This window comes from Methylobacterium sp. 142-1Y (assembly GCF_057747795.1).
On the sequence record NZ_CM173224.1, the window covers coordinates 330,633 to 352,198 of the forward strand.

Here is a 21,566-nt window from a genome sequence, read left to right on the forward strand (position 1 = left end):
GTGATCGTGAACGGGGAGACGGCGATGCAGGGTGCGGGTGCGCGCGGGGAGACGGGGGTGGCGCCGGTCACGGTGGTCGATCACCCGCTGGTGCAGCACAAGCTGACCCTGATGCGGGACAAGGCCCGCTCGACCAAGGGCTTCCGCCAGCTCCTGAACGAGGTCGGGATGCTGCTGGCCTACGAGGTCACCCGCGACCTGCCGCTGGAGCCGGTCGAGATCGAGACCCCGCTGGTGACGATGCAGGGCGCGCAGATCGCCGGCAAGAAGCTCGTCCTGGCGCCGATCCTGCGCGCCGGCGTCGGCTTCCTCGACGGGATGCTGTCGCTCCTGCCCTCCGCCCGCGTCGCCCATATCGGCCTCTACCGCGATCCGGATTCGCTGGAGGCGGTGGAATACTACTTCAAGGCCCCGTCCGACCTCGCCGACCGCACCGTGCTGGTCCTCGACCCGATGCTGGCGACGGCGAACTCGGCGGTGGCCGCGGTCGACCGGCTGAAGGAGCGCGGCGCCCGCGACCTGCGCTTCGTCTGCCTGCTCGCCGCGCCGGAGGGGCTGGCCAAGTTCCAGGGTTCGCATCCCGACGTGCCGGTCTGGACCGCCTCGATCGACAGCCACTTGAACGAGCACGGCTACATCCTGCCGGGCCTCGGCGATGCCGGCGACCGGATGTACGGGACGCGCTGACCCCTTGCCGCTGGCGTACCGGCGCGGCAGGTAAGGGCGCACATCCCGTCAATGCGGAGCCGCCCCATGCCGTCGATCCCCGCCACCATGCGCCAGGTCCGCTTCAACGGGGCCGGCGGTCCGGAGGTGATCGGGATCGAGACCGTGCCGGTGCCCCGCCCGGGCCCGAACCAGGTGCTGGTCGAGGTCGTGGCGGCGGGCGTGAACCGGCCCGATTGCCAGCAGCGTGCCGGCAAGTATCCGCCGCCGCCCGGGGCCACCGAGGTGCCGGGGCTGGAGATCGCCGGACGCGTCGTCGCGCTCGGTGAAGGCGTCACCGGTCTTGCCGAGGGCCAGGAGGTCTGTGCGCTGACGATCAGCGGCGGCTATGCCGAGTATTGCGTGGCGGAAGCCGCGCTCTGCCTGCCGAAGCCCGGCCCGCTCTCGCTCGTCGAGGCGGCGGGCCTGCCGGAGAATTACTGGACGGTCTGGACCAACGTGTTCGAGCGCGGCCGCCTGCACAAGGGCGAGCGCTTCCTGGTCCATGGCGGGTCGAGCGGCATCGGCTCGACGGCGATCCAGCTCGCCAAGCGGTTCGGCGCCGAGGTCTTCGCCACCGCCGGCTCGGCCGAGAAATGCGCCTTCTGCGAATCGCTCGGCGCCGACCACGCGATCAATTACCGCGAGGCGGATTTCGCCGCGGAGGTGAAGCGGCTCACCGACGGCAAGGGGGTCGACGTGATCCTCGACATGGTCGGCGCCGCCTATCTGGAGCGCAACCTGAAGTCCCTGGCCCTCGAAGGCCGGCTCGTCATCATCGCCTTCCTGCAGGGCTTCCAGGCCGAGAACCTCAACCTGACGCCGATCATGATCCGGCGCCTGACCGTCACCGGCTCGACCTTGCGCCCCCGCACCGTGGCGCAGAAGGCCGCGATCGCCGAGGGCTTGCGCAAGGAGGTCTGGCCGCTGCTCGAATCCGGCACCGTGAAGCCGGTGATCCACGCCACCTTCCCGCTCGACGAGGCGCGGGCGGCGCACGAACTGATGGAATCGAGCGCCCATCTCGGCAAGATCATGCTGCTGACCGGCAAGTAGAGCGAGGGGCCAAGCGGCGCGCGCGGCATCCGGGCGCGCCGGAAGCCCGACCCAGGAACCTCGGCCGATCGGTGACGTTGCCCGACACACCGTTCATCGCTCGGCGCCACGCCCGCCGTGCTTCAAGCCCGAGGTTCCCCATGGACAACAACCGCACCGTCGAGACCCCGACCGCGGCCCGCCAGGGCGCGAAGGGACGCCCCGTCCTCTACGTGCTTCTCGGAAGCCTCGCCCTCCTGGCGGTCGCCATGGTGGCCCTGCTCGGCTGGAACGGCGCCAACGCGCCGAAGGACTATGCCAGCCAGAGCCAGGACGCCTCGCGCCAGCAGATCACCGGTTCGCCGAATGGCAGCGGCGGCACCTCGTCGGCGAACAGCGCCGGCGTGCCGGCCGGCAACCCGGCCTATCCGGCCCCGGCCGAGCCGAAGTCGACCGGCTCGACCACGACCACCAAGTAAGCGCCACGCCGCTCCTGCGAAGGGCCGCCTCTCGACCCGGGAGGCGGCCCTTCGGCCGTTCGGCTGGCACCCGATCGGCACGGGAATGTGATTCCCCTCGGCTCGACGCCGTCCCTTACGCTCTCGCCCGCAGGCTCGCGAAGGCTGCACGGGGAAATCGTGTCGTGGCGATGCGGCGCTTGATGAAGTTCCTGCACACGATGGGGGCGATCGGCCTGATGGGCGCGATGGCGTGCCTGATCGTGCTGCTCGGGCTCGCACCCCCGCCATCCGCCTTATCCGGCTACGCGCTGATGCGCGGCGCGATGGCGGCGGTAGCGACCTGGATCTTTCTGCCGTCGCTGGCCCTGATGCTGGTCGCCGGCTTGCTGGCGATCGCGCTCAACCGAGCCTTTCACCAGGCCGGATGGGCCTGGGTGAAGCTCGCGACGGGGGTGCTGATGTTCGAGTACGGCTTCATCGGCGTGCAGGGGCCGATGCAGCGGGAGGCCGAGCGCAGCGCCCAGGCACTCCTCGGCCGGGTCGATCCGGCGACGCTCGCCGAATCGCTCGGCGCCGAGCGGGGGACCTTGTGGGTGCTGCTCGCCATCGCGACGGCGAACGTGGTCTTAGGCGTCTGGCGGCCCCGCATCCTGATCCGGGTCCGCTGACCGGGACGTCGGAGGCGGGGCGAATGAGCCTTCAGCGCGTCGGCACCGGCTCCGCGCCGCGGTAATCGTAGAAGCCGCGCTTGGTCTTGCGTCCGAGCCAGCCGGCCTCGACGTATTTCACCAGGAGCGGGCAGGGGCGGTACTTCGAATCGGCCAGGCCTTCGTAGAGCACCTGCATGATCGACAGGCAGGTATCGAGGCCGATGAAGTCAGCGAGCTGGAGCGGGCCCATCGGGTGGTTGGCACCGAGCCGCATCGCGGTATCGATCGAATCGACCGAGCCGACGCCCTCGTAGAGGGTGTAGATCGCCTCGTTGATCATCGGCAGCAGGATGCGGTTGACGATGAAGGCCGGGAAATCCTCCGACACCGTCACGATCTTGCCGAGGCGCTTCACGAAGGCCTTGGCCGATTCGTAGGTCGGATCCCCGGTGGCGATGCCGCGGATCAGCTCGACGAGCTGCATCACCGGCACCGGGTTCATGAAGTGGATGCCGATGAACTGCTCCGGCCGGTCGGTCGAGGCCGCGAGCCGCGTGATCGAGATCGACGAGGTATTGGTCGCCACCATCGTCTCGGGCCGCAGCGACGGACACAGCGCGTTGAAGATGCTGCGCTTGATCGCCTCGTCCTCGGTCGCGGCCTCGATCACGAGGTCGCAAGGGCCGAAATCGTCGAAGGAATCGACCGCGATGATGTGCTCGATCGCGTCGCGGCGCTGGCTCTCGGTGATCGCTCCCTTCGAGACTTGGCGCTGCAGGTTGCCGTTGACGTTGGCGAGCCCGTTCTTCAGGCGCTCGGGATCGCGGTCGTTCATCCGCACGTCGAGCCCGGCCAGGGAGCAGACATGGGCGATGCCGCTGCCCATCTGACCGGCTCCGATGATGCCGACCGTCTTGATCTCGATGCCCATCACACCCCTGCCTTCCGCCACGCCGCGCCGAGCGTTCATATCACCGCGCCTTCGCAGATGCGAAGGGTTCCGAAGACGCTGCCCGGTTCCTGTGCCGCCCCCCGCGCGGTGCCCGCGCGAGGAGCGCATCCCCTCAGCCCTTGGTCCTCAGCCCTTGGCCTTGGCGATTTCCTGCTGCAGGTCCGGCACCACCTGGAACAGGTCGCCGACCAGGCCGTAATCGGCGACCTGGAAGATCGGCGCTTCCTCGTCCTTGTTGATCGCGACGATGACCTTCGAGTCCTTCATGCCGGCGAGGTGCTGGATCGCCCCCGAGATGCCGACCGCGACGTACAGATCCGGCGCCACGACCTTGCCGGTCTGGCCGACCTGCCAGTCGTTCGGTGCATAGCCCGCGTCGACCGCCGCGCGCGAGGCGCCGACCGCGGCGCCCAGCGAATCGGCCAGAGGCTCGATCAGCTCCTTGAATTTTTCCGCCGAGCCGAGCGAGCGGCCGCCCGACACGATGATGCGCGCCCCGGCCAGCTCCGGACGGTCGGACTTGGCGATCTCCTCGCCCTTGAACGACGACTTCGTCTCCGGGGCCGCGGCGGAAGCGGCAGCCTCCACCGGAGCCGCCGCACCGCCCTCGGGGGTGGCCTGGAAGGCGGCGGTGCGGACCGTGATCACCCGCTTGGCATCGGTCGCCTGCACGGTCTGGATCGCGTTGCCGGCGTAGATCGGCCGCTCGAACGTGTCGGGGCCGACCACCTTGATGATGTCCGAGACCTGGGCGACGTCGAGGAGGGCGGCGACGCGCGGCAGCACGTTCTTGCCCTCGGTCGAGGCGGCGGCGATCACGGTGTCGTAGGCGCTGGCGAGTTCCGCCACCAGGGCGGCGGTCGGCTCGGCGAGGAGGTGGTCGAAGGCGGCATCCGCCGCCACCAGCACCTTCTCGACGCCGTCGAGCTTGGCGACGGCTTCCGCCGCGCCTTGTGCATCGGCGCCGACCACGAGGGCGTGGACCGGGGCGCCGAGCTGCTTGGCCGCCGTCAGGGCCTTGGTGCTGGCGTCCTTCACGGCGCCGCCGGCATGCTCGACCAGCAGGAGAGTGGTCATGGCGTGTCGTTCCTTCCTTTCCAGGGATGCCGTCACGTCCTCGTCAGAGGACGCCGGCCTCGACCTTCAGCTTGTTGACGAGCTCGGCGGCGCTGGCGACCTTGACGCCGGCCTTGCGGCCGCCCGGCTCGACGGTCTTGAGCACCTTCAGGCGCGGTGCGATATCGACGCCGAGCGCTTCCGGCTCGACCGTATCGAGGGGCTTCTTCTTCGCCTTCATGATGTTGGGGAGCGACGCGTAGCGCGGCTCGTTCAGGCGCAAGTCCGTCGTGACGATCGCCGGCAGCTTCAGGTTCAGGGTCTGCAACCCGCCGTCGATCTCGCGCGTGACGTCGAGGGCGCCGTCGCCGATCTCGAGCTTGAACGCGAAGGTACCCTGCGGCCAGCCGAGCAGGGCGGCGAGCATCTGGCCGGTCTGGTTCGAGTCGTCGTCGATCGCCTGCTTGCCGAGGATGACGAGGTCCGGGCTCTCTCGTCCCACCAGCGCCTTGAGGAGCTTGGCCACGGCGAGCGGCTCGACGGCAGCGTCGGTCTTGACCAGGATGCCGCGGTCGGCGCCCATGGCCAGCGCGGTGCGGATCGTCTCCTGGGCCTGCTGCGGGCCGATCGAGACGGCGACGATCTCCGTGACCTTGCCCTTCTCCTTCAGGCGGATCGCCTCCTCGACGGCGATTTCGTCGAAGGGGTTCATCGACATCTTGACGTTGGCGAGTTCGACGCCCGAACCGTCCGGCTTGACCCGGATCTTCACGTTGTAGTCGACTACCCGCTTGACGGGCACCAGGACCTTCATGATCGTCGCATCCTTCAGGATGAAGGGGCGATCGTGGTCGGGCCCTCCCTGTGGCCGGCCCGCGATCATCCCCGATGGAGCAAGGTGGCGCGGACCGTAGCGGCCCATTTTCCGAATTGTCAACGCGCCCCGGAAGCCCGCCGCCCCACCGTTCAGCGCGCGTCTTGAGCGCGGGTTTTTCCTGGAACCCACAGCACGTCGGCGGCGCCGCCGTCGTTGGCGACCCGCGCGGCGACGAACAGGAAATCCGACAGGCGGTTCAGGTACTGGATCGCCACCGGCGAGACGGTCTCGCCCGGCGTTGCCGCCAGGGCCACCGCCAGGCGCTCGGCCCGGCGGCACACCGTGCGGGCGAGGTGCAGGGAAGCCGCTGCGGGCGAGCCGCCCGGCAGCACGAAGGAGCGCAAGGGGGTGAGCCCGGCATTCAGCGCGTCGATCTCGCGCTCGACCCGCTCGACCTGGGCGGCGACGATCCGCAGCGGCTCGTAAGGCAAGGGTTCGCCGGTCTCGGGCGTCGCGAGGTCGGCGCCGAGATCGAACAGGTCGTTCTGCATCCGGCCCAGCATCGCATCGAGGTCGCCGGTCGTGTGCAGGCGCGCCAGCCCGAGGCAGGCATTGGTCTCGTCGACGGTGCCGTAGGTCTCGACGCGGAGATCCGCCTTCGAGCGTCGCTCGCCGCTGGCGAGCGCGGTGGTGCCGGAATCGCCGGTGCGGGTGTAGATGCGGTTGAGGACGACCACGGCACGCTCCCTTCGGCGGGGCGTGCCCGCTCGCTGGCGAGTTCTAGCGCTCCTCCGTCGAAGCGCCAGCCCCACCCACAGGGAGGGCAGCCGTCAGAAAGTATAGGCGATCTTGCCGCCGAAATTGGTCAGGCCGCGGTTGTTGACGCAGAGGCCGGCATTCGACATGTGCTCGATCGTCGCCATGACGCTCCAGTGCTCGGTGAGTCGGAAGCCGACGGCCGCCGCCTCGCGGAACAGCGGGTTGCAGCCGAGCGAGTTGAAGGTCTTGGGCACGTAGACCTTCGGGCCCGTCCAGCCGTCGTGGAAGCCGGCGCCGAAGAAGCCCTCGACGAAGATCCGGTCGGTGATGTCGGCGGTCCAGGTCGCGCCGAGATAGGCGTAGCTGGTGCGGCCGTCGACGTTGTAGCTGCCGCCGACGGTCGGGCGCGGCACGAAGGCGGCCCAGAACCGGTCGAGCCCGGTCACCGGCTTGGCGAACAGCAACTCGCCGTTAATGTTGCTGGTGTTCTTCTCGTTGCTGCCCGGATCCTGGGCGGCACCGCCGATGCGGAACTCCGAGACGATGCTGAGGGGCTGAACCGGGGGCCGGTAGACGGGCACCAGGGCCGTAGGGTCAGCGGCCTCGGCGGCCGGTGCAGCCAGAACGACCGTGGCGGCGAACGCCGCGGCGAGGCTCGGAAGGGTTACGCGCATCTGTCGAACGGGTCCACCGCCCCGTTGCTGGGGCGCCGATCACCTTAGCCAGGGCGCGCGCGTCTCGTCTCGCCGCACAATCCGTCTCACCGTGGTTTTCCACCCCGTGCGTCCACCCCGCCACAGTGTCGCTGGGTCAGCCGCCGCGCCACCACAGGACCCCCATGATGACCAGGATGGCGACGAACTGGAGCATCACCCGCAGGCGCATCAGCCGCTGCGAGAGGTTGGCGCTGCCGCCGCGCAGCATGTTGGCGAGCCCGAACAGCAGCACCACGGCGACCGCGAGGCAGGGGATGAGAACGAGGGTGTTGCCGGACATGCGGTGAGGCTCGCGAGGTGGAACGGCCTGATAGGGCGGATCGGGACCGTCCGGGGAGGCGGCCCCGCGCCGCAGGAGCACGAGACGGCGCCGAGACCTGTCCGCCGTTACCCCATCCGGCCGTCGGCGAGATGATGTCGCCAAGCTCTCGATCCAGCACTGGCGGCGTGTTCCAGAATCGTCGCCACAATTACGGCGGCCGACGCAGGGTCGCTCGACCTTCGACCGCGGGCATTGGTGTTGCGCAAATGCGATAGCCTCGAACAACCCATCATGATTGTGTGCGGCCGCTGAGCCGATCCGGCGCGACCCTGCGTCCGCCCGGCACGACATCCGAACCGGGCGGCGACCGCATGATCGGGCCGGCCCGACGATCCATGGGGGTTGTTCACGTGAAGTCCTACCTGCTCGCCGCCACGGGCCTGCTCGCGCTGGCGGGTGCCGCCCAGGCCGCCGACCTGCCGCGTCGCGTCGCGCCGCCGCCGGTCTATCCGGTGGCTCCGCCGGCCTTCACCTGGACCGGGTTCTACGCCGGTGTGAACGCGGGCGGCGCCGTCGGCGGCGACTTCCACGCCTCGACGACCTCCCCGCGTCCGGCCGCCCTCCCGGCCTCCCGCGCCGAGGCCTCGGCCGCCGGCTTCGTGGCGGGCGGCACCGTGGGCTACAACTACCAGTTCACGCCCGGTAACGGCTTCGTGGTCGGCATCGAGACCGATGCGAACTACTCCGACATCCACAACGAGTTCCGCGCGTCGGCCGGTGCCGCCAGCGCCAATGGCGGCCTGAAGACCGACACCTACTTCGTCACCGTCCGGGGCCGCGTCGGCTACGCCTGGGGGCCGCTGCTGGCTTACGCCACCGGCGGCTGGGCCTTCACCGAGATCGGCATCCGCGGCATCGCCACGGGACCGGGCCTCGTGCTGCCGGCCTCCATCAACGCCTCGGTCCCGGTTGACGGCTACACCGTCGGTGCCGGCCTCGAGTACATGATCACTCCGAGCCTCTCGGTGAAGGGCGAATACCTCTACGCCGATCTCGGGCGGGACGTCCGCTTCCGCGCCTTCGGCACGCAGTTCGGCGCGCGCACCGGCCTCGACACCCACCTCCTGAAGGTCGGCATCAACTACCACTTCAACCTGTTCAACTGAGCGCGCGGGGCCGCTGCGGCGGCTCCTCCGCTCCGTGGAACGGTCATACGAAAGGCGGCGCGGTCCCCCCGGACCGCGCCGCCTTTCACTTCGGAATCCTGCTCAGTTCCGCCGCAGCAGGCGCTCGAAGTAATCGAGCTCTTCCGCCGGGCGGCTCGGATCGCCGAGCTTGCGGCGCAATTCCTCCAGGATGCGCCGGGCCCGCTCGACGCCGGATTCCTCGGCGGTCGGCACGCGCACGCGGCCGTCGGAGAAGTCGCGGCTGCGGGTCGGGCGGCCGAGGGGATCGTTGTCGCGGGCGCCCTGACGGCCGGGCTGGGTGGGATTGCCCTGGCCCTGCTGCTGCCCGTCGGCCTGCTGGCCGTCGCCGTCCTGGCCCATCTGCTGCATCTGCTGGGCCATGCCCTGCGCGCCGCGCTGCAATCCTTCGAGGGCACGCCCCTGGGCGTCGACGGCGGACCCGTCCTGGCCCTGGCCGAGGGCGTTCTCGGCTTCGCGCATCGCCTGCTCGGCATCGGACAGGCCCTGCTCGCCCTGCATGCCGAGCTCCTTCATCCGGCGCTGCAAGTCCTCCAGGCGCTGGCGCAGGGCCTGCTGGCGATCCCCGACCCCGCCTTGCTTCTCGCCCTGCTGCCCCCCTTGCTGGCCGGGCTGCTGGCCGTCCTGCCCCTGGGGTTCGCCGCGCTGGCCCTGCTGCCCGCGCTGGCCTTGCTGGCGCTGGCCCTGCTGGCCGGGCTGCTGCGGCTGGCCGCGATTGCCGAAGCGGCGCTCCTGGCCCTGGCGGAAGGTCTCGTCGCGCAGGCCCTGCTGCTCGCGGGCCATCGCCTCCAGGTCCTGCATCTGGCGGTTCATCTCGCGGGCGGTGGGGTCGCTCATACGCGAGTTGGGCTGGGCGGTCTGCAGGTTCTCCAGGATGCCGCGGAGCTGGTCGAGCAGGCGCTGGGCCTCCGCCACGTCGCCGCGCTTCATCGCCTCCTGCATCTGGTCGAGCATTTTGGAGAGGTCGTCCGGCGTCACCGTCCGGTCGGCCTGCTGGTTCTGCTGCCCGGGATTCTGCGGGTTCTGCTGCTGGCGCTGGGCGAATTCCTTCAGGAAGCGGTCCATCGCCTGGCGCAGCTCCTCGGTGAGCTTGGCGATCTCCTGGTCGGAGGCGCCGCGCTCCATCGCGTCCTTGAGCCGGTCCTGGGCGGCGCGGAGCGCCTTCTCGGCATCCGAGAGATCGCCCTCCTCGATCTGCAAGGCCATGGTCCAGAGAAGGTCGGCGACCTCGGTCAGCGCCTCGTCGGTCTTCGCGGTGCGCAGGCGCTGCGCCGCCTCCCGCAGGCCGAGGAAGACGCCCCATTGCGGCGTGAACCGCTCCGGCGCGATCAGGAGCGCGTCGAGGGAGGTCTCGACCCGGGCCCGGCTGCCGTCCGGGTCGAGGACGAGGCGGCGCCGCTCCTCGGCCAGCGAACGCGCGAGCGGCTTGGTGAAGAACCGGCCCGGCAGGGTGAAGGCGAGGGGGGCGGAGCGCCCCTCCTGGCCCGCCTCGTCCTTCGCCACCAGGGTCAGCAACACCTTGGCGCCGGCCCAGGGGTTGTCGGTGAGGTCGATCAGCGTGCGGGTGTCGCCGGTCCCCTGCGCATCGGCCGGCAGGCTCAGGGTCAGGCGCGGCGGCGGCACCAGGCTGCGCCCCTTCGTCTGCGGCTCGACGATCCCTTCCGCGGAGGCGATGCCGTAATCGTCCTTGGCCCGGTAGGCGAGGGTGAAGGTACCGCGCCCGTTGGTCTCCGGCTGGCCCGCGAAGGCGATCTCCGGCGGCCGGTCGGGGATGGTCTCGATGGTCAGCCGATGGGTGCTGGCAAAGCCCGTCTGCACCGCGACCTCGGCGGTGCCGCCGGTGAGCGTGAAGCGCTCCTCGCGCAGGTCGGGCCGGGCCGGCGCGGTGGCGGGCAGGGCCTTGAGGCCGGCGCCCGGCGTCACCGTCGCGTCGCCGGACCCGGCGATGCGCACCACCAGCGTCGAGTTCACCGGCGCCCGCAGGCGCTGGCCCGCCTCCGCCAGGGTCACGATGAGGGGGGGCGTCCGGGTATAGAGCGGCGGGTCGATCCAGCCGTCGACCCGGAACGAGGGCGCGGCCGCGACGGGCCCGCGCCAGTCGAAGGCGGCGCGCAGGCGCTCGCCGGCTTCCGGCCCCGCCACGAAGGCGGCACCCACGGCGGCGAGGATCGCGCCGGCGCGCAAGGCGAAGGGATCGCGCCGGGTCATCCCGGGCCGCGGGCCGGAGACCTTAAGCCGCGCCAGCGTGGCGGCGGCGCGGTTCCGATGCAGGGCCCAGAGCGCCCTTGTGCCGGGATCGTCCTGGCCCAGCGCCAGCGTGTCCTCGAGCGTCCGGGCCGGGCGGTGGCCGAGGCCCGCATCGCGGTCGATCCGCGCCAGCGCCTGGGTCCGTGCGATCCGGCGCAGGCGCACGAGCGGCAGCAGGGCGGCGGCGAGGGCGAGACCGAACAGCGCCACCCCGGCCATGCGCCAGGCCGGCCCGGCATCGAGCCACAGCCCGAGCCACGAGACGGCGAGGAAGGCCAGCAGAACCGCGAGGCCGCGCCACAGGATCGGCCAGGCCTGCTCCCACAGGGTCACCCGCCCGGCCCGCAGCACCAGCCGGTCGAGCCCGGCGCGCACCGGATCGGCCCGGCCCTCCTGGGCGGGCTTGCGTTGCGCGCTCTCCGGCTCGGCCTTCATCATGCCTGGCTCCCGTTGGCACCGTCCGCGGACGGGCGACGAGGGCAGGCTAGCATGCCGGCCGGGTCGGGCCAGCGGGTCAAATCGGCTCAGGCCGGCCGGTCCTTGCGCGGCCTGTCCGCGTCGGGGGCATGCGGCACGCCCCCGCTCTGCCGTACCGCCGCGTCGCGCAGGGGCTGCACGGCGTTGCGGGCCTGGGCCAGGGTCGCCTGGTGCTCGGCGGCGACGCGGAACGCGCGCGCGACCACGGCCTCGGCGCGGGCGAGAAGATTGCCTTGGAGATTGCCTGGGGGTGCCATTCGTCAGCGTCTCCCGGATCACATGCCGGGACGTTAGCCGGAGAGGACTGGTCACCCCGTTCGGAAATCCTCTCGCATTTTAGCGATCACGGCTCGGGCGGCGCGGGAGATCGCCGCCGGTCGGGATCGTCTCGATCGCCTTTGGGGTGACGGGGAGACGACTGCCATCGGTTCGGACCCATGCTCGGTCCTGTTTCATGGATGCAAAGCCGCCCCCTTCGTCGCCTTGTCGACGTCCTTCCTCGGGCCGTGGAGGGCGAGGCCGACGAGGTCCGGCGCGTCGGCGGGCTCGGACCGGAACACCTCGCGGTTGGCGGCGTCGTGCCCGGTCTCGAACATCGTCCGGACATAGGCGCTGCGGGCGAGGTCGCGCCGGATCGCCTGCTGCCAGGCGCGCTGGAGCACCTCGGTGGTAGCGGCGAAGATCAGCATCGGCTGGCCGAGCAGGCGGGCGTGGCGGCGGCCCGCCGCGTCGAGATAGGGTTCGCCCATCGCCTCGGGCACGGCACCGGCGATGCCGGTCGCCAGGAACGCGGTGACGTTCAGCTTCTGCCACACGGCGAGGTCGTCGCGGACCAGGATGGCCACCTTGGTGTCGAACATCGGGCTCTCCCTGCGGGTGATGGAGCGCAGGGCTAGTCGAGGGCGATCGCTCCGTCTGGAACGTTCGTGCGCCCGCTCCGGTAGACCGCCGGGGTGAGGCCGTAGGCGCGGCGGAACCAGCGGCCGAGATGGCTCTGGTCGGAGAAGCCGGCGGCGAAGGCGGCCTCGGCCGGCGGCGTCCCGGCGCGAAGCAACGCCCGGGCCCGGGCGAGGCGGATCTCGACCATGCAGGCATGCGGCGAGGTGCCGAAGCGCCGCCGGAAGGCGCGGGCGAGCTGGAACCGGTCCGCCGCCCCGGCGGCCCGGGCGAGCGTGTCGAGGCCGAAGGCCGTCGCGGCGTGGGCCCTGATGAAATCCATCGCCCGCTCGGCGACGACCGGATCGCCGTCGGGCGGCGGGGTGGAGGATGCGGCGCCGAGATGGCGGCGCAGGTGCCCGGCGAGATCGTCCAGGGCCGCGTCGGTCGCGAGCGGCGAGGCGGCGCCGAACACGGCGCGACATGCCCGGGCGATGGCCCCGCCGAGATGCCGGTCGTCGGCCAGCGTGCGGCGGAACCCGATTCCCGCATCGCTGCCGCCCATCTCGCGTCGCAGCCAGTCCTGCGGCAGGTAGAGCATGCTGTAGCGGAAGCCCGGCTCCTCCAGAGCCTGCCCGTCATGGCGCTCGCCGGGCTCGATCAGGATCACCCGCCCGGCGACGCTCTGCCGGCGCGCGCCGCGGCAGTAGAAATCCTGGATGCCCTCATGGGTCACCCCGACCAGCCACTCGTCGTGGTGGTGCATGTCGTAGGCGTGGCCGAGGAACCGTGCCGTCACCGCCTCGATGCCGCTGGCGGCATCGCGCCGGAGATGGACGAAGTCGCGAACCGGCGGGCCCTGGTTCGATCCGCCGGTCACGCCGCCGCGCCCACCCGCATCGCCCGTCCCACCGCGAGCGCCAGCACCAGCCCGACCACCGTGACCGGGACCACCAGCGCCTCGAGCCCGTAGCCCCGATAGGCCAGGCCCCCGGCCACCGCCCCGCCGACCAGCGCCAGCCAGGTGCAGGCATCCGGCACCCAGCCGAAGATCGGGCCCATCCGCGTCGCGGCCTGCGCCAGGGTGTGGCTGAGGCTGAACAGGGTACCGGTCACGAAGGTGACGCCGGGGCGAAAGCCCGCGCTCCGGCGCAAGGCCGCGTTCTGCGCCCCCATGGCGGCGGCGAGCAGCGGCGCCACCGGGCCTTGCGCCGGGCTGAAGGCCAGCGACAGCGCGACCATCAGGAGCGCGGCCTCGACGCAGAGCACCGCCGCCGGCCCCCAGCGCCCGGGCACGCGCAGCGAGACCAGGCTGCCGCAGAAGCCCCCGGTGAGGAAGCAGACGAACAGGAGGGCAATCTCCCAGGCGACGGGGTGGCCCGCCTGGGACAGCGAGACCGCGAACTGGGTCGAGTTGCCGCTCATGAACGAGGTGTAGAGCCCGTCGAGCCGCAGGAAGCCGACGGCGTCGACGTAGCCTGCGGCGGCGGTGAGCAGCAGGCCACCGGCGATGTCGAGGGGAGGAGTGTCACGCATGCGGGAGCGGAATCTTGCGAGAGCCTGACTCTCAGGGGGACGGCGCGGCACTCTCCTCCGTCAGGGCGCGCCGCACCAGCATCAGGTCGGGGTCGGAGGGGTCCGTCCTTACCGTAAAGCCGAGCTTGCGGCACATCGCCAGCATGGTGGTGTTCTCGCGCAGGACCTGGCCCTCGACGTGGCGTAAGCCCTCGGCCCTCGCCCAGTCGAGCATCAGCCCCATCAGCGACCAGCCCAGCCCGAGGCCCTTGAGGTCGGAGCGGACCAGGATCGCGTATTCGCCGGTCTCGTGGTTGGCATCGGCATGGAGGCGCACCGCCCCCATCATCGTGCCGTTGGCCTCCTCGATCGCCACGAAGGCGATGGCGCGGGCATAGTCGAGCTGGGTGAGGCGGGCGAGGAAGGCGTGGCTGAAGTCGCGCACCGGCGCGAAGAAGCGCAGGCGCAGGTCCTCGGCGCTGACTTGGCGGAAGAAGGCCTCGAACAGCCCCTCGTCCTCGGCCCGGACCGGGCGGACCAGGATCGCCTGCTCGTCGAGGGTGATGCGGCGCTCCCAGGCGCCCGGATAGGGCCGCACGGCGAAGCGCGCATGGCTCGGGCCGGCCCCCGCGTCGCGCCGCCGCTCCGGCGGCAGCGGCGCGACCGCCGCGCGGGCGTCGAGGGCGATGACGCCGTCGCGGTCGGCCAGCAGCGGGTTGATGTCGAGCTCGCGCAGTTCGGGCAGGTCGGCGGCGAGCTGGCCGAGCTTGACCAGCACCAGGGCGACCGCCGCCTCGTCGGCGGCCGCGACATCGCGATAGGCCTTGAGCCGGCGCGCCACACGGGTGCGGCCGATGAGGTCGGCGGCGAGCCGCCGGTCGAGGGGCGGGAGCGCCAGCGCCCGGTCGTCGATCACCTCGACGGCGGTGCCGCCGCGGCCGAACACCACGACGGGACCGAAGACCGGATCGTCGACGAGCCCGGCGATCAGTTCGCGCGCTTGCGTCCGCCGCAGCATCGCCTGGACGACGAACCCGGTCACCCTTGCATCGGGCCGCTCCCGCGCCGCCCGGGCCAGCATCTCGGCCGCCGCCTCGCGCACCGCCGCCTCGCTGGAGAGCCCCAGCCGCACGCCGCCGATGTCGGACTTGTGCACCACGTCCGGCGAGGCGAGCTTCAACGCCACCGTGCCCCCCGCCGCGATGATCGGCCAGGCGGCCTCCGCCGCCGCGTCGGAATCGGCGGCGAGGGTCACCCTCTGGGCCGGGATGCCGTAGGCGGCGAGCAGGTCCGCCATCTCGCGCGGGTCGAGCCAGGTCCGTCCCTCGGCGAGCACACGATCGACGATCGTCCTGGCGGCGCCGGCATCCGGCACCAGGTCGGCGGGGAGCATCGCCGGGGTGGTGGTGAGATCGTCCTGCGCCTCGCGGTAGCGCACCAGATGGGTGAAGCCCTCGACCGCATCGGCATCGGTGGCGAAGCGCGGAAGGCCGGCCTGGCTCAGGATCTCGCCGGCCGCCTCGTCGCCGACGGTGACGGCGAAGACCGGCCGGGCGCGAAAGCTGCCCTTGCGGCCGGTCTTCACCGCCTCGACGATCGCGCGCGCCACCGCACCGCCGCTCGAGAGGGCGGTGGGCACGTTGATGACCAGCACGGCGTCGTTGTCGCGGTCGGCCATCAGCGCCTCCAGGGCGGCGGCGTAGCGCGGCCCGTCGGCATCGGCTCCGATATCGACCGGGTTGCGCCAAGCGGCCGGATCGGTGCCCGGGACCACCGTCGCCAGCCGCGCCCGGGTCTCGTCCGAGAGGCCCGCCAGGGTACCGCCGAGATCCATCAGCCGGTCGACCGCGATGGCGCCGACGCCGCGGCCATTGGCGAGGATCGCGAGGCGCCGCCCCGGGAAGGGACGCTGGCGCCCGAGCGTCTCGACCGCCGAGAACATCTCGTCGAGGTCCTGCACCCGCAGGAGGCCCGCCCGCCGGAAGGCGGCGTCGTAGACCGCGTCCTTGCGCGCGAGAATCCCCGTATGGGTGGCGGCACGGCCGTCGATCGCCCGGGCGGTGTCGTGCCGCCCCGAGCGCAGCACCACCACGGGCTTCGCCCGCGCGGCGGCCCGCGCCGCCGACATGAATTTCGGCGCGTCGGACACGCTGTCGATGGAGAGCAGGATCGCCCGGGTGCGGATGCAGGCGGCGAAATGATCGAGGCAATCGGCGATGTCGACGTCGATCGCGTTGCCCAGCGAGACGATGCCCGAGAAGCCGGTGCCGCGTCCTTGCGCCCAGGCGACGATACCCGCCGCCACCGTGCGCGACTGCGAGATCAGCGCCAGGTCGCCGGGGAGCGGCGCCCGGGCGAGCAGGCTGGCATTCAGCGCGCTCCCCGGCACCGCGAGCCCCATGCTGTCGGGCCCGACGAGGCGAAGGGAATGCCGCCGCGCCGCCGCTCGCGCCGCTTCCGCCAGCGAATCCGGTCCGCTGCCGAGGCCTGTGGTGATGATGACGGCCGCCCCGCAGCCCCGGCGGCCCGCCGCCGCCACCACCTCCGGCACGGTCTCGGGCGGGGTGACGATCACCACGAGGTCGGCGGGCTCGGGCAGGTCGGCGAGATCGGCGAAGGCCTGCACGCCGTCGACGCGGTCGTGGCGCGGGTTCACCGGCCAGATCGGGCCCTGGAAGCCGGCCTCGCGCAGGTTGCGCAGGATCGCGGCGCCGAACGCGTTCGGCCGCTCGCTCGCGCCCACCAGCGCCACGGAGCGCGGGCTGAGGAGCCTGTCGAAGCGGTAGGTGCTCATGAACGTCCAGGCTCCGGGTCGGCGACGGCGGGCGGCGCGGATCGGCCAGTGGGCAAGTCAGTTAGGGCAGGGCGGCCCGAAGGTCACGGGACGCCCGGACCGGGGGAGGGCGCGACGTCGCGGCACGAGGTCACCGATGACGAGCATGAATGGGTGTGCAAGCGTGCGATGCTGCAATGCAATATGTTTCTATTGCATCGCACCATGGTGAATGATCTACTGCGGTCTCCCGGCAGATCCCGGCTTTCCGGATGCGCTTCCCGCGCCGGACAGAACTCCTGGACCACCGATGCGTCTCCTCTCCCTCACCGCTCTCGGCCTCGTCCTCGCGACCGCGGCCGGCGCCTCCGAGCTGAATCCGCGCCAGGCCCACAGCCTCGATCTCGGTCCGGTGCGCGGCTCGGCCTACTACACCGTCGAGAAGGACGGCCTGCGGGTCGTCGCCACCCTGGCTCCGGCGGATGCCGGTGCCGCGACCCCGCTGCGGGTCATCACCACGCTGGCCTCCGACCAGGTCGTCAGCTTCTCGGTGCCCGGCACCCAGGACGGTGCCGCCGCCTCGGTGGCCTTCGCCCGCCGCGGCAACCGGGTCGAGGTCGCCTCGACCGGCTACTGAGTTCCAGCCTCCCTCGCGGATCACGGGATCCGCGGGGAGACCCCCTGTGCGTCCTGCCGGTGTGTTTCCTGCCGCGGGAGTGAGTGCCTGGGCCCTGCCGCTGCGGCGCACGCGCCGCTTGTCTTGTCTGCCGATCTTTGCCACCTGTCCGCCGGTCTCAAGACCGACTTCGCGCACGGGCCCCAAGGATCACGCCATGCCGACCCTCTCCCCCCTCTGGCGCAACGGCGCGCTCGCCCTCGGGCTCCTTCTGCCGGGAGCGGCACTCGCTCAAGCGCCCGCCCCCGCCGCGGCCCCTGCCGCCGCTCCGGCCCCCGCCCAGTCGCCCGACACCGTCGTCGCCAAGGTCAACGGCTCACCCATCACCGCCGGCGATCTCGCGGTGGCGGCCGACGATCCGGCCCTGTCGCTGCCCGGCGTCGACGAGGCGCAGAAGAAGGGTCTCCTCGTCGACTACATGGTCGACCTGAAGATCGGCGCCCAGGCAGCCGAGAAGGCCAAGATCGCCGACAACCCGGACTTCGTCCGCAAGCTCGCCTACTTCCGCGACAAGCTCCTCCTCGACGAGTACCTGGAGCGCGAGGCCAAGAAGGCGGTGACGCCGCAGGCCGAGCGGGCGCTCTACGACGAGACCGTCAAGGCGATGAAGCCCGAGGAGGAGGTGCATGCCCGCCACATCCTCGTCGACAACGAGGCCGAGGCCAAGAAGATCGCCGCGCGCCTGAAGGCCGGCGAGGACTTCGCCAAGGTCGCGGCCGAGACCTCGAAGGATCCCGGGTCGAAAGCCGAGGGCGGCGATCTCGGCTGGTTCACCAAGGAGCGGATGGTCGCGCCCTTCGCCGACGCGGCGTTCAAGATGGAGGCCGGCAAGATCTCCGACCCGGTCAAGACCCAGTTCGGCTGGCACGTCATCAAGGTCGAGGAGAAGCGCACCAAGCCGGTGCCGAGCTTCGACGAGATGAAGGAGCAGGTCGAGGCCTATCTCACCCGCAAGACGCAGCAGGACCTGATCACCAAGCTGCGCGAGGGCGCGAAGATCGAGAAGACTGCGGCGGCCCCGGCCGCTCCGGCGACCGCGCCGAAAGCGGACGAGAAGAAGTAAGACCCGACTTCGGTCGACGGAAAGCCCCGGGGAGCACGGCTTCCGGGGCTTTTTGCCGGGGAACGCGGTACACGACACTGGTCTGAAGTCTGCCGGCTATCGGGCTCTCACAGCCGCGACCTCAGGATGAGGTCGCGGCTGTGAGAGGCGATCGCTGCGGATTCCGCGGGCCGACACGACGCGGACGGGACCTGCATCGTTGAGAACGATCACAAGATAAAATCTGCAACTTTCTTCCAAGATCAAAACAACTTCTTCAACTCTCCCTTCAAGATCTTGCCGCTCGGGTTGCGCGGCAGAATCTCGTCGTGGAGCAGGATGCGAACCGGTACCTTGAAGGCGGCCAGCCGCGCGGCCACGAAGGCGCGCAAGTCCGCCTCGCTGGCTTCCGCACCGCGGGCGATCGCCACCACGGCGCCGGGCTCCTCGCCCAGCGTCGGGTGGGGGATGCCGACGACGGCGGCGTCGACCACCGCCGGGTGATCGTAGAGGACGCCCTCGACCTCGGCGCAGTAGATGTTCTCGCCGCCGCGGATCAGCATGTCCTTGGCCCGGTCGACGATGGTGATGAAGCCCTCCTCGTCGATCCGCGCGAGGTCGCCGGTGCGCAGCCAGCCGTCGCGAAACACCGTCGCGTCGGCGTCGGGCCGGTTCCAGTAGCCGGCGACCACGATCGGGCCCTTGACCCATAATTCCCCGACCTCGCCGGACGGCAGCGGGTTCTCCTCCGGGTCTCTCACCTCCGCTTCGCAGATCGGCAGGGGCGGGCCGCAGCTCTCGGGGCGGTGGACGTAATCCTCGCTCTGGTGGTGGGTGAAGGTGGCGGTGGTCTCGGTCATGCCCCAGCCGGTCGCCGGCTGGGCGTTCGGGAAGGCGGCACGCAGGCGGCGCACCAGGTCGGCCGGGGCCGGGGCGCCGCCGTAGCTGATCGTCTCCAGGGACGAGAGGTCGTGGGTGCCGGCCGCCATCCCGTCGAGGAGCTGGAACGCGATCGTCGGCACGCCGCCGGCGCTGGTGCAGCGCTCGCGCTCGATCAAGGCCATCGCGCGGGCGAGGTCCCAGCGCCGCATCATCACCAGGCGCCCGCCGCGGAAGAGGTTCGGCACCAGGGTGGCGAAGCAGCCGGTGACGTGGAAGAGCGGGATCGAGAGCAGGCCCACCTTCTGGGGCGCCGACGGGTCCGGTGCCGGGACCGGCTCGCCCCGGCGCAGGAAGGCGCGGGCGGCCGAGAACGGATGCGCCATCACGTTGCTGGCGCCGGCCCGGTGGGTGCCGATCGCTCCCTTCGAGCGGCCGGTGGTGCCGGAGGTGTAGAACAGGGTGGCGACGTCCTCCGGACCGATCGGCAGGTCGGGGATCCGGCCCTCCGGCAGCTTGGCCCAGTCCGCGATCGGGCCGATGAGGTCGGTCAGGCTCTCGGTGCCGACGGCGGCCGGCGCGCGGGCGATCAGCACCCGCTTGAGGGCCGGATAGCCGTCGCGGCGCTCGCTGATGCGGGCCCAGCGTTCCTCGTCGACGATGGCGACGCAGGCACCGGAATCGATGAAGCCGTGATCGAGCTCCGGGCCAGTCCACCAGGCGTTCAGCGGCGTCGCGATGGCCCCGGCGAGGAGCGCCGCGAAGAACGCCACCGGCCATTCCGGCAGGTTGCGCATCGCGATCGCCACCCGGTCCCCGGGGCGGACGCCGCCGCGGATCAGGTCGTCGGCCAGCGCCAGGGTGGCGCGGCCGAACGCCTCGAAGCTCGCCCGCTCGTCCTCGTAGACTAGGAAGGTCTTGTCCCCGTGCGCGCGTCCGGCGAGGAACACGTCGCGCAGGGTGAGCGGCGCGTTGGCCCAGATCCGGGTCGGCACGCCGCGGATCGCGATCTCCCTCACCGCGAAGGGCGAGCCCGGCGCGGTCAGGCGCGCATTCACCTCGGCAAGCGAGAGGGCGGGCCAGGACGGGGCAATCGTCTGCTCGGTCATCGGCGGGCTCGTGACTGGCGGCTCGCTGGGAGCCTGTTTGGCTTGGATGTTCTAAGCAGACTTGCGTTGGCAGGCCAACGCTTCGTCCGCTTAGATCCTTGTTTTATCGCAGATTTTTTCCGCAAAACCGGCGGCCACTTTTGCGAAATCTGCTTAGCCTCTTGCTCCCACCCGCGACCTCATCCTGAGGTGCTGGCGATCGAAGATCGCATTCGACCGCAGTGAGCCTCGAAGGAGGGCTCCAGAGAGCGCGGAGAGTTCTGGATCCCTACTTAGAGATCGGTCGATCTCCGATCGAGTGCGATCTCTGATCGCCAACACCTCAGGATGAGGTCGCGGGTGGGATGGAAAGGCATGACGGATGGCGACGTGACGGGGTGGGCTGTGCGCCCGGTCAGGTGATCGTCTGGCCGCCGTCGATCACGATGCTCTGGCCGGTCATGAAGGCGCCGGCCGGGCTCGCCAGGAACACCGCGGCGCCTGCGATCTCGTCGGGCTGGCCGATGCGGGCGAGCGGCGTGCGCGCCGTGTAGGCGGCCCGCGACGTGGGGTCCTCCCACAGGGCGCGGGCGAAGTCGGTCTGGATCAGGCCCGGGGCGATGCAGTTGACCCGCACGTTGTGCGGTCCGAGCTCCACCGCGAGGTTGCGGGCGAGCTGGAAATCGGCCGCCTTCGAGACGTTGTAGGCGCCGATCACGCCCGAGCCCTTCAGGCCGCCGACCGACGAGACCAGGATGACCGACCCGTCCCGACGCTCGATCATGCCGGGGGCGCAGAACCCGATCAGCCAGTGGCTGGCGATCACGTTGTTGTCGAGGATCTTGCGGAACTGGTCGTCCGAGATGCCGCTCATTGGCCCGTAATAGGGATTCGAGGCGGCGTTGCAGACCAGCGTGTCGATGCGGCCGAAGCGGTCCTCGGTGCCCTTCGCCAGGCGCTCCAGGTCGCTCTTCGACGAGATGCTGGCGGCGATCACATGAGCCCGTTCCGCGCCGTGGCGGGCATTGATCGCCTCGGCCACCGGCGCGCAGGCCTCCGCCTTGCGCGAGGAAATCACCACCTTGGCGCCGTGCTCGGCCAGGCGCTCGGCGATGGCGCGGCCGATGCCGCGGGACGAGCCGGTGACGATGGCGACGCGGCCGGTGAGATCGAAGAGCGGCGTCTGCATGGGGGCGTCCTCCCGCGGGGCCTTCTCAAACAGGCCTTGCTTTTGCGGCGAGCTTAGCCCCGTATGGCGATTAAGCAAGCCGTGTTTTCGAAAACGCGGCCGTAGCGAGGGCGGAACCGAGAGCAATTCCCTCGCTCCGGCCCAGAGTCCGGGGGCTTGCGGCTCCATACCCAATCCCCGATAATA

Annotated in this window: 21 protein-coding genes; 7 read left to right on the plus strand and 14 right to left on the minus strand. The window is 71.1% G+C overall.

The features are described 5' to 3' along the window. The first annotated feature begins 24 nt into the window (after positions 1-24). The 4 genes from upp to AC3AOF_RS01515 all read left to right on the plus strand — a co-directional run bounded on the left by upp (position 25) and on the right by AC3AOF_RS01515 (position 2,869). A complete protein-coding gene (gene upp / locus AC3AOF_RS01500; RefSeq protein WP_236992832.1) occupies positions 25-687 on the plus strand; it encodes a uracil phosphoribosyltransferase in 663 nt (220 codons plus the stop codon). A gap of 66 nt (positions 688-753) precedes the next feature. After that, positions 754-1,761: an NAD(P)H-quinone oxidoreductase gene (locus AC3AOF_RS01505; protein WP_236990774.1), complete on the plus strand. Its 1,008-nt coding sequence runs from the start codon at positions 754-756 to the stop codon at positions 1,759-1,761. Between the two features lie 140 nt (positions 1,762-1,901). After that, positions 1,902-2,219 (plus strand): hypothetical protein, encoded by a 318-nt coding sequence (locus AC3AOF_RS01510; protein WP_236990775.1) that lies wholly within the window; start codon positions 1,902-1,904, stop codon positions 2,217-2,219. A 170-nt stretch (positions 2,220-2,389) separates the two neighbouring features. Then, positions 2,390-2,869 carry a hypothetical protein gene (locus AC3AOF_RS01515; RefSeq protein WP_236992833.1) on the plus strand — a complete coding sequence of 160 codons (480 nt, stop codon included), beginning with the start codon at positions 2,390-2,392 and terminating at the stop codon, positions 2,867-2,869. A gap of 31 nt (positions 2,870-2,900) precedes the next feature. Here the strand turns inward: AC3AOF_RS01515 and AC3AOF_RS01520 are convergent, their stop codons facing one another. The 6 genes from AC3AOF_RS01520 to AC3AOF_RS01545 form a co-directional block, all read right to left on the minus strand. Then, positions 2,901-3,782, minus strand: coding sequence for a 3-hydroxybutyryl-CoA dehydrogenase (locus tag AC3AOF_RS01520; RefSeq protein ID WP_236992834.1), 882 nt, complete (start codon positions 3,780-3,782; stop codon positions 2,901-2,903). 147 nt (positions 3,783-3,929) lie between these two features. Beyond that, complete coding sequence (locus tag AC3AOF_RS01525; protein ID WP_236990776.1) at positions 3,930-4,880, minus strand: electron transfer flavoprotein subunit alpha/FixB family protein; 951 nt, start codon at positions 4,878-4,880, stop codon at positions 3,930-3,932. Between the two features lie 43 nt (positions 4,881-4,923). Beyond that, the gene (locus tag AC3AOF_RS01530) at positions 4,924-5,673 is read right to left on the minus strand and encodes an electron transfer flavoprotein subunit beta/FixA family protein (RefSeq protein ID WP_236990777.1); all 750 of its coding nucleotides are present in this window, start codon (positions 5,671-5,673) and stop codon (positions 4,924-4,926) included. 152 nt (positions 5,674-5,825) lie between these two features. Then, a complete protein-coding gene (locus AC3AOF_RS01535; protein WP_236990778.1) occupies positions 5,826-6,413 on the minus strand; it encodes a cob(I)yrinic acid a,c-diamide adenosyltransferase in 588 nt (195 codons plus the stop codon). Positions 6,414-6,506: 93 nt separating this feature from the next. After that, entirely contained in the window at positions 6,507-7,109 is a 603-nt protein-coding gene (locus AC3AOF_RS01540; protein ID WP_236990779.1) for an acyloxyacyl hydrolase, read from the minus strand. Between the two features lie 136 nt (positions 7,110-7,245). Further along, complete coding sequence (locus AC3AOF_RS01545; protein ID WP_236990780.1) at positions 7,246-7,431, minus strand: twin transmembrane helix small protein; 186 nt, start codon at positions 7,429-7,431, stop codon at positions 7,246-7,248. Between the two features lie 377 nt (positions 7,432-7,808). Here AC3AOF_RS01545 and AC3AOF_RS01550 point away from each other — a divergent pair, with 377 nt between their 5' ends. Beyond that, the gene (locus tag AC3AOF_RS01550; RefSeq protein ID WP_488347493.1) at positions 7,809-8,579 is read left to right on the plus strand and encodes an outer membrane protein; all 771 of its coding nucleotides are present in this window, start codon (positions 7,809-7,811) and stop codon (positions 8,577-8,579) included. A gap of 102 nt (positions 8,580-8,681) precedes the next feature. Here the strand turns inward: AC3AOF_RS01550 and AC3AOF_RS01555 are convergent, their stop codons facing one another. The 6 genes from AC3AOF_RS01555 to AC3AOF_RS01580 all read right to left on the minus strand — a co-directional run bounded on the left by AC3AOF_RS01555 (position 8,682) and on the right by AC3AOF_RS01580 (position 16,527). Then, positions 8,682-11,303: a TIGR02302 family protein gene (locus AC3AOF_RS01555; protein ID WP_488347494.1), complete on the minus strand. Its 2,622-nt coding sequence runs from the start codon at positions 11,301-11,303 to the stop codon at positions 8,682-8,684. A gap of 86 nt (positions 11,304-11,389) precedes the next feature. Next, a complete protein-coding gene (locus AC3AOF_RS01560) occupies positions 11,390-11,599 on the minus strand; it encodes a hypothetical protein (protein ID WP_236990783.1) in 210 nt (69 codons plus the stop codon). Between the two features lie 195 nt (positions 11,600-11,794). Next, positions 11,795-12,202, minus strand: coding sequence for a DUF2000 domain-containing protein (locus tag AC3AOF_RS01565; RefSeq protein WP_236990784.1), 408 nt, complete (start codon positions 12,200-12,202; stop codon positions 11,795-11,797). 32 nt (positions 12,203-12,234) lie between these two features. Then, complete coding sequence (locus AC3AOF_RS01570) at positions 12,235-13,098, minus strand: AraC family transcriptional regulator (RefSeq protein ID WP_236990785.1); 864 nt, start codon at positions 13,096-13,098, stop codon at positions 12,235-12,237. After that, complete coding sequence (locus AC3AOF_RS01575) at positions 13,095-13,754, minus strand: YoaK family protein (protein ID WP_236990786.1); 660 nt, start codon at positions 13,752-13,754, stop codon at positions 13,095-13,097. The genes AC3AOF_RS01570 and AC3AOF_RS01575 overlap by 4 nt, the downstream gene beginning before the upstream one ends. A 31-nt stretch (positions 13,755-13,785) precedes the next feature. Then, positions 13,786-16,527, minus strand: coding sequence for a bifunctional acetate--CoA ligase family protein/GNAT family N-acetyltransferase (locus tag AC3AOF_RS01580; RefSeq protein WP_236990787.1), 2,742 nt, complete (start codon positions 16,525-16,527; stop codon positions 13,786-13,788). Positions 16,528-16,816: 289 nt separating this feature from the next. On the opposite strand from AC3AOF_RS01580, the gene AC3AOF_RS01585 reads away from it, so the two are divergent. Next, complete coding sequence (locus AC3AOF_RS01585) at positions 16,817-17,143, plus strand: hypothetical protein (RefSeq protein WP_236990788.1); 327 nt, start codon at positions 16,817-16,819, stop codon at positions 17,141-17,143. A gap of 196 nt (positions 17,144-17,339) precedes the next feature. Then, positions 17,340-18,245: a peptidylprolyl isomerase gene (locus AC3AOF_RS01590; protein ID WP_236990789.1), complete on the plus strand. Its 906-nt coding sequence runs from the start codon at positions 17,340-17,342 to the stop codon at positions 18,243-18,245. 242 nt (positions 18,246-18,487) lie between these two features. Here the strand turns inward: AC3AOF_RS01590 and AC3AOF_RS01595 are convergent, their stop codons facing one another. After that, the gene (locus AC3AOF_RS01595; RefSeq protein ID WP_488347495.1) at positions 18,488-20,212 is read right to left on the minus strand and encodes a class I adenylate-forming enzyme family protein; all 1,725 of its coding nucleotides are present in this window, start codon (positions 20,210-20,212) and stop codon (positions 18,488-18,490) included. A gap of 394 nt (positions 20,213-20,606) precedes the next feature. Then, positions 20,607-21,380, minus strand: a complete 774-nt coding sequence (locus tag AC3AOF_RS01600; protein ID WP_236990791.1) for an SDR family oxidoreductase — start codon at positions 21,378-21,380, stop codon at positions 20,607-20,609. Positions 21,381-21,566: the final 186 nt, after the last annotated feature.

Excerpts from the sequence above, each read along its gene's own strand:
- AC3AOF_RS01520 (WP_236992834.1), bottom strand. The coding sequence starts at position 3,782 with ATGGGCATCGAGATCAAGACGGTCGGCATCATCGGAGCCGGTCAGATG.
- AC3AOF_RS01580 (WP_236990787.1), bottom strand. The coding sequence starts at position 16,527 with ATGAGCACCTACCGCTTCGACAGGCTCCTCAGCCCGCGCTCCGTGGCG.
- AC3AOF_RS01575 (WP_236990786.1), bottom strand. The coding sequence starts at position 13,754 with ATGCGTGACACTCCTCCCCTCGACATCGCCGGTGGCCTGCTGCTCACC.
- AC3AOF_RS01540 (WP_236990779.1), bottom strand. The coding sequence starts at position 7,109 with ATGCGCGTAACCCTTCCGAGCCTCGCCGCGGCGTTCGCCGCCACGGTC.
- AC3AOF_RS01550 (WP_488347493.1), top strand. The coding sequence starts at position 7,809 with ATGGGGGTTGTTCACGTGAAGTCCTACCTGCTCGCCGCCACGGGCCTG.
- AC3AOF_RS01505 (WP_236990774.1), top strand. The coding sequence starts at position 754 with ATGCCGTCGATCCCCGCCACCATGCGCCAGGTCCGCTTCAACGGGGCC.
- AC3AOF_RS01565 (WP_236990784.1), bottom strand. The coding sequence starts at position 12,202 with ATGTTCGACACCAAGGTGGCCATCCTGGTCCGCGACGACCTCGCCGTG.
- AC3AOF_RS01530 (WP_236990777.1), bottom strand. The coding sequence starts at position 5,673 with ATGAAGGTCCTGGTGCCCGTCAAGCGGGTAGTCGACTACAACGTGAAG.
- upp (WP_236992832.1), top strand. The coding sequence starts at position 25 with ATGCAGGGTGCGGGTGCGCGCGGGGAGACGGGGGTGGCGCCGGTCACG.
- AC3AOF_RS01555 (WP_488347494.1), bottom strand. The coding sequence starts at position 11,303 with ATGATGAAGGCCGAGCCGGAGAGCGCGCAACGCAAGCCCGCCCAGGAG.
- AC3AOF_RS01585 (WP_236990788.1), top strand. The coding sequence starts at position 16,817 with ATGCGTCTCCTCTCCCTCACCGCTCTCGGCCTCGTCCTCGCGACCGCG.
- AC3AOF_RS01560 (WP_236990783.1), bottom strand. The coding sequence starts at position 11,599 with ATGGCACCCCCAGGCAATCTCCAAGGCAATCTTCTCGCCCGCGCCGAG.
- AC3AOF_RS01590 (WP_236990789.1), top strand. The coding sequence starts at position 17,340 with ATGCCGACCCTCTCCCCCCTCTGGCGCAACGGCGCGCTCGCCCTCGGG.
- AC3AOF_RS01515 (WP_236992833.1), top strand. The coding sequence starts at position 2,390 with ATGCGGCGCTTGATGAAGTTCCTGCACACGATGGGGGCGATCGGCCTG.
- AC3AOF_RS01510 (WP_236990775.1), top strand. The coding sequence starts at position 1,902 with ATGGACAACAACCGCACCGTCGAGACCCCGACCGCGGCCCGCCAGGGC.
- AC3AOF_RS01595 (WP_488347495.1), bottom strand. The coding sequence starts at position 20,212 with ATGACCGAGCAGACGATTGCCCCGTCCTGGCCCGCCCTCTCGCTTGCC.
- AC3AOF_RS01545 (WP_236990780.1), bottom strand. The coding sequence starts at position 7,431 with ATGTCCGGCAACACCCTCGTTCTCATCCCCTGCCTCGCGGTCGCCGTG.
- AC3AOF_RS01525 (WP_236990776.1), bottom strand. The coding sequence starts at position 4,880 with ATGACCACTCTCCTGCTGGTCGAGCATGCCGGCGGCGCCGTGAAGGAC.
- AC3AOF_RS01600 (WP_236990791.1), bottom strand. The coding sequence starts at position 21,380 with ATGCAGACGCCGCTCTTCGATCTCACCGGCCGCGTCGCCATCGTCACC.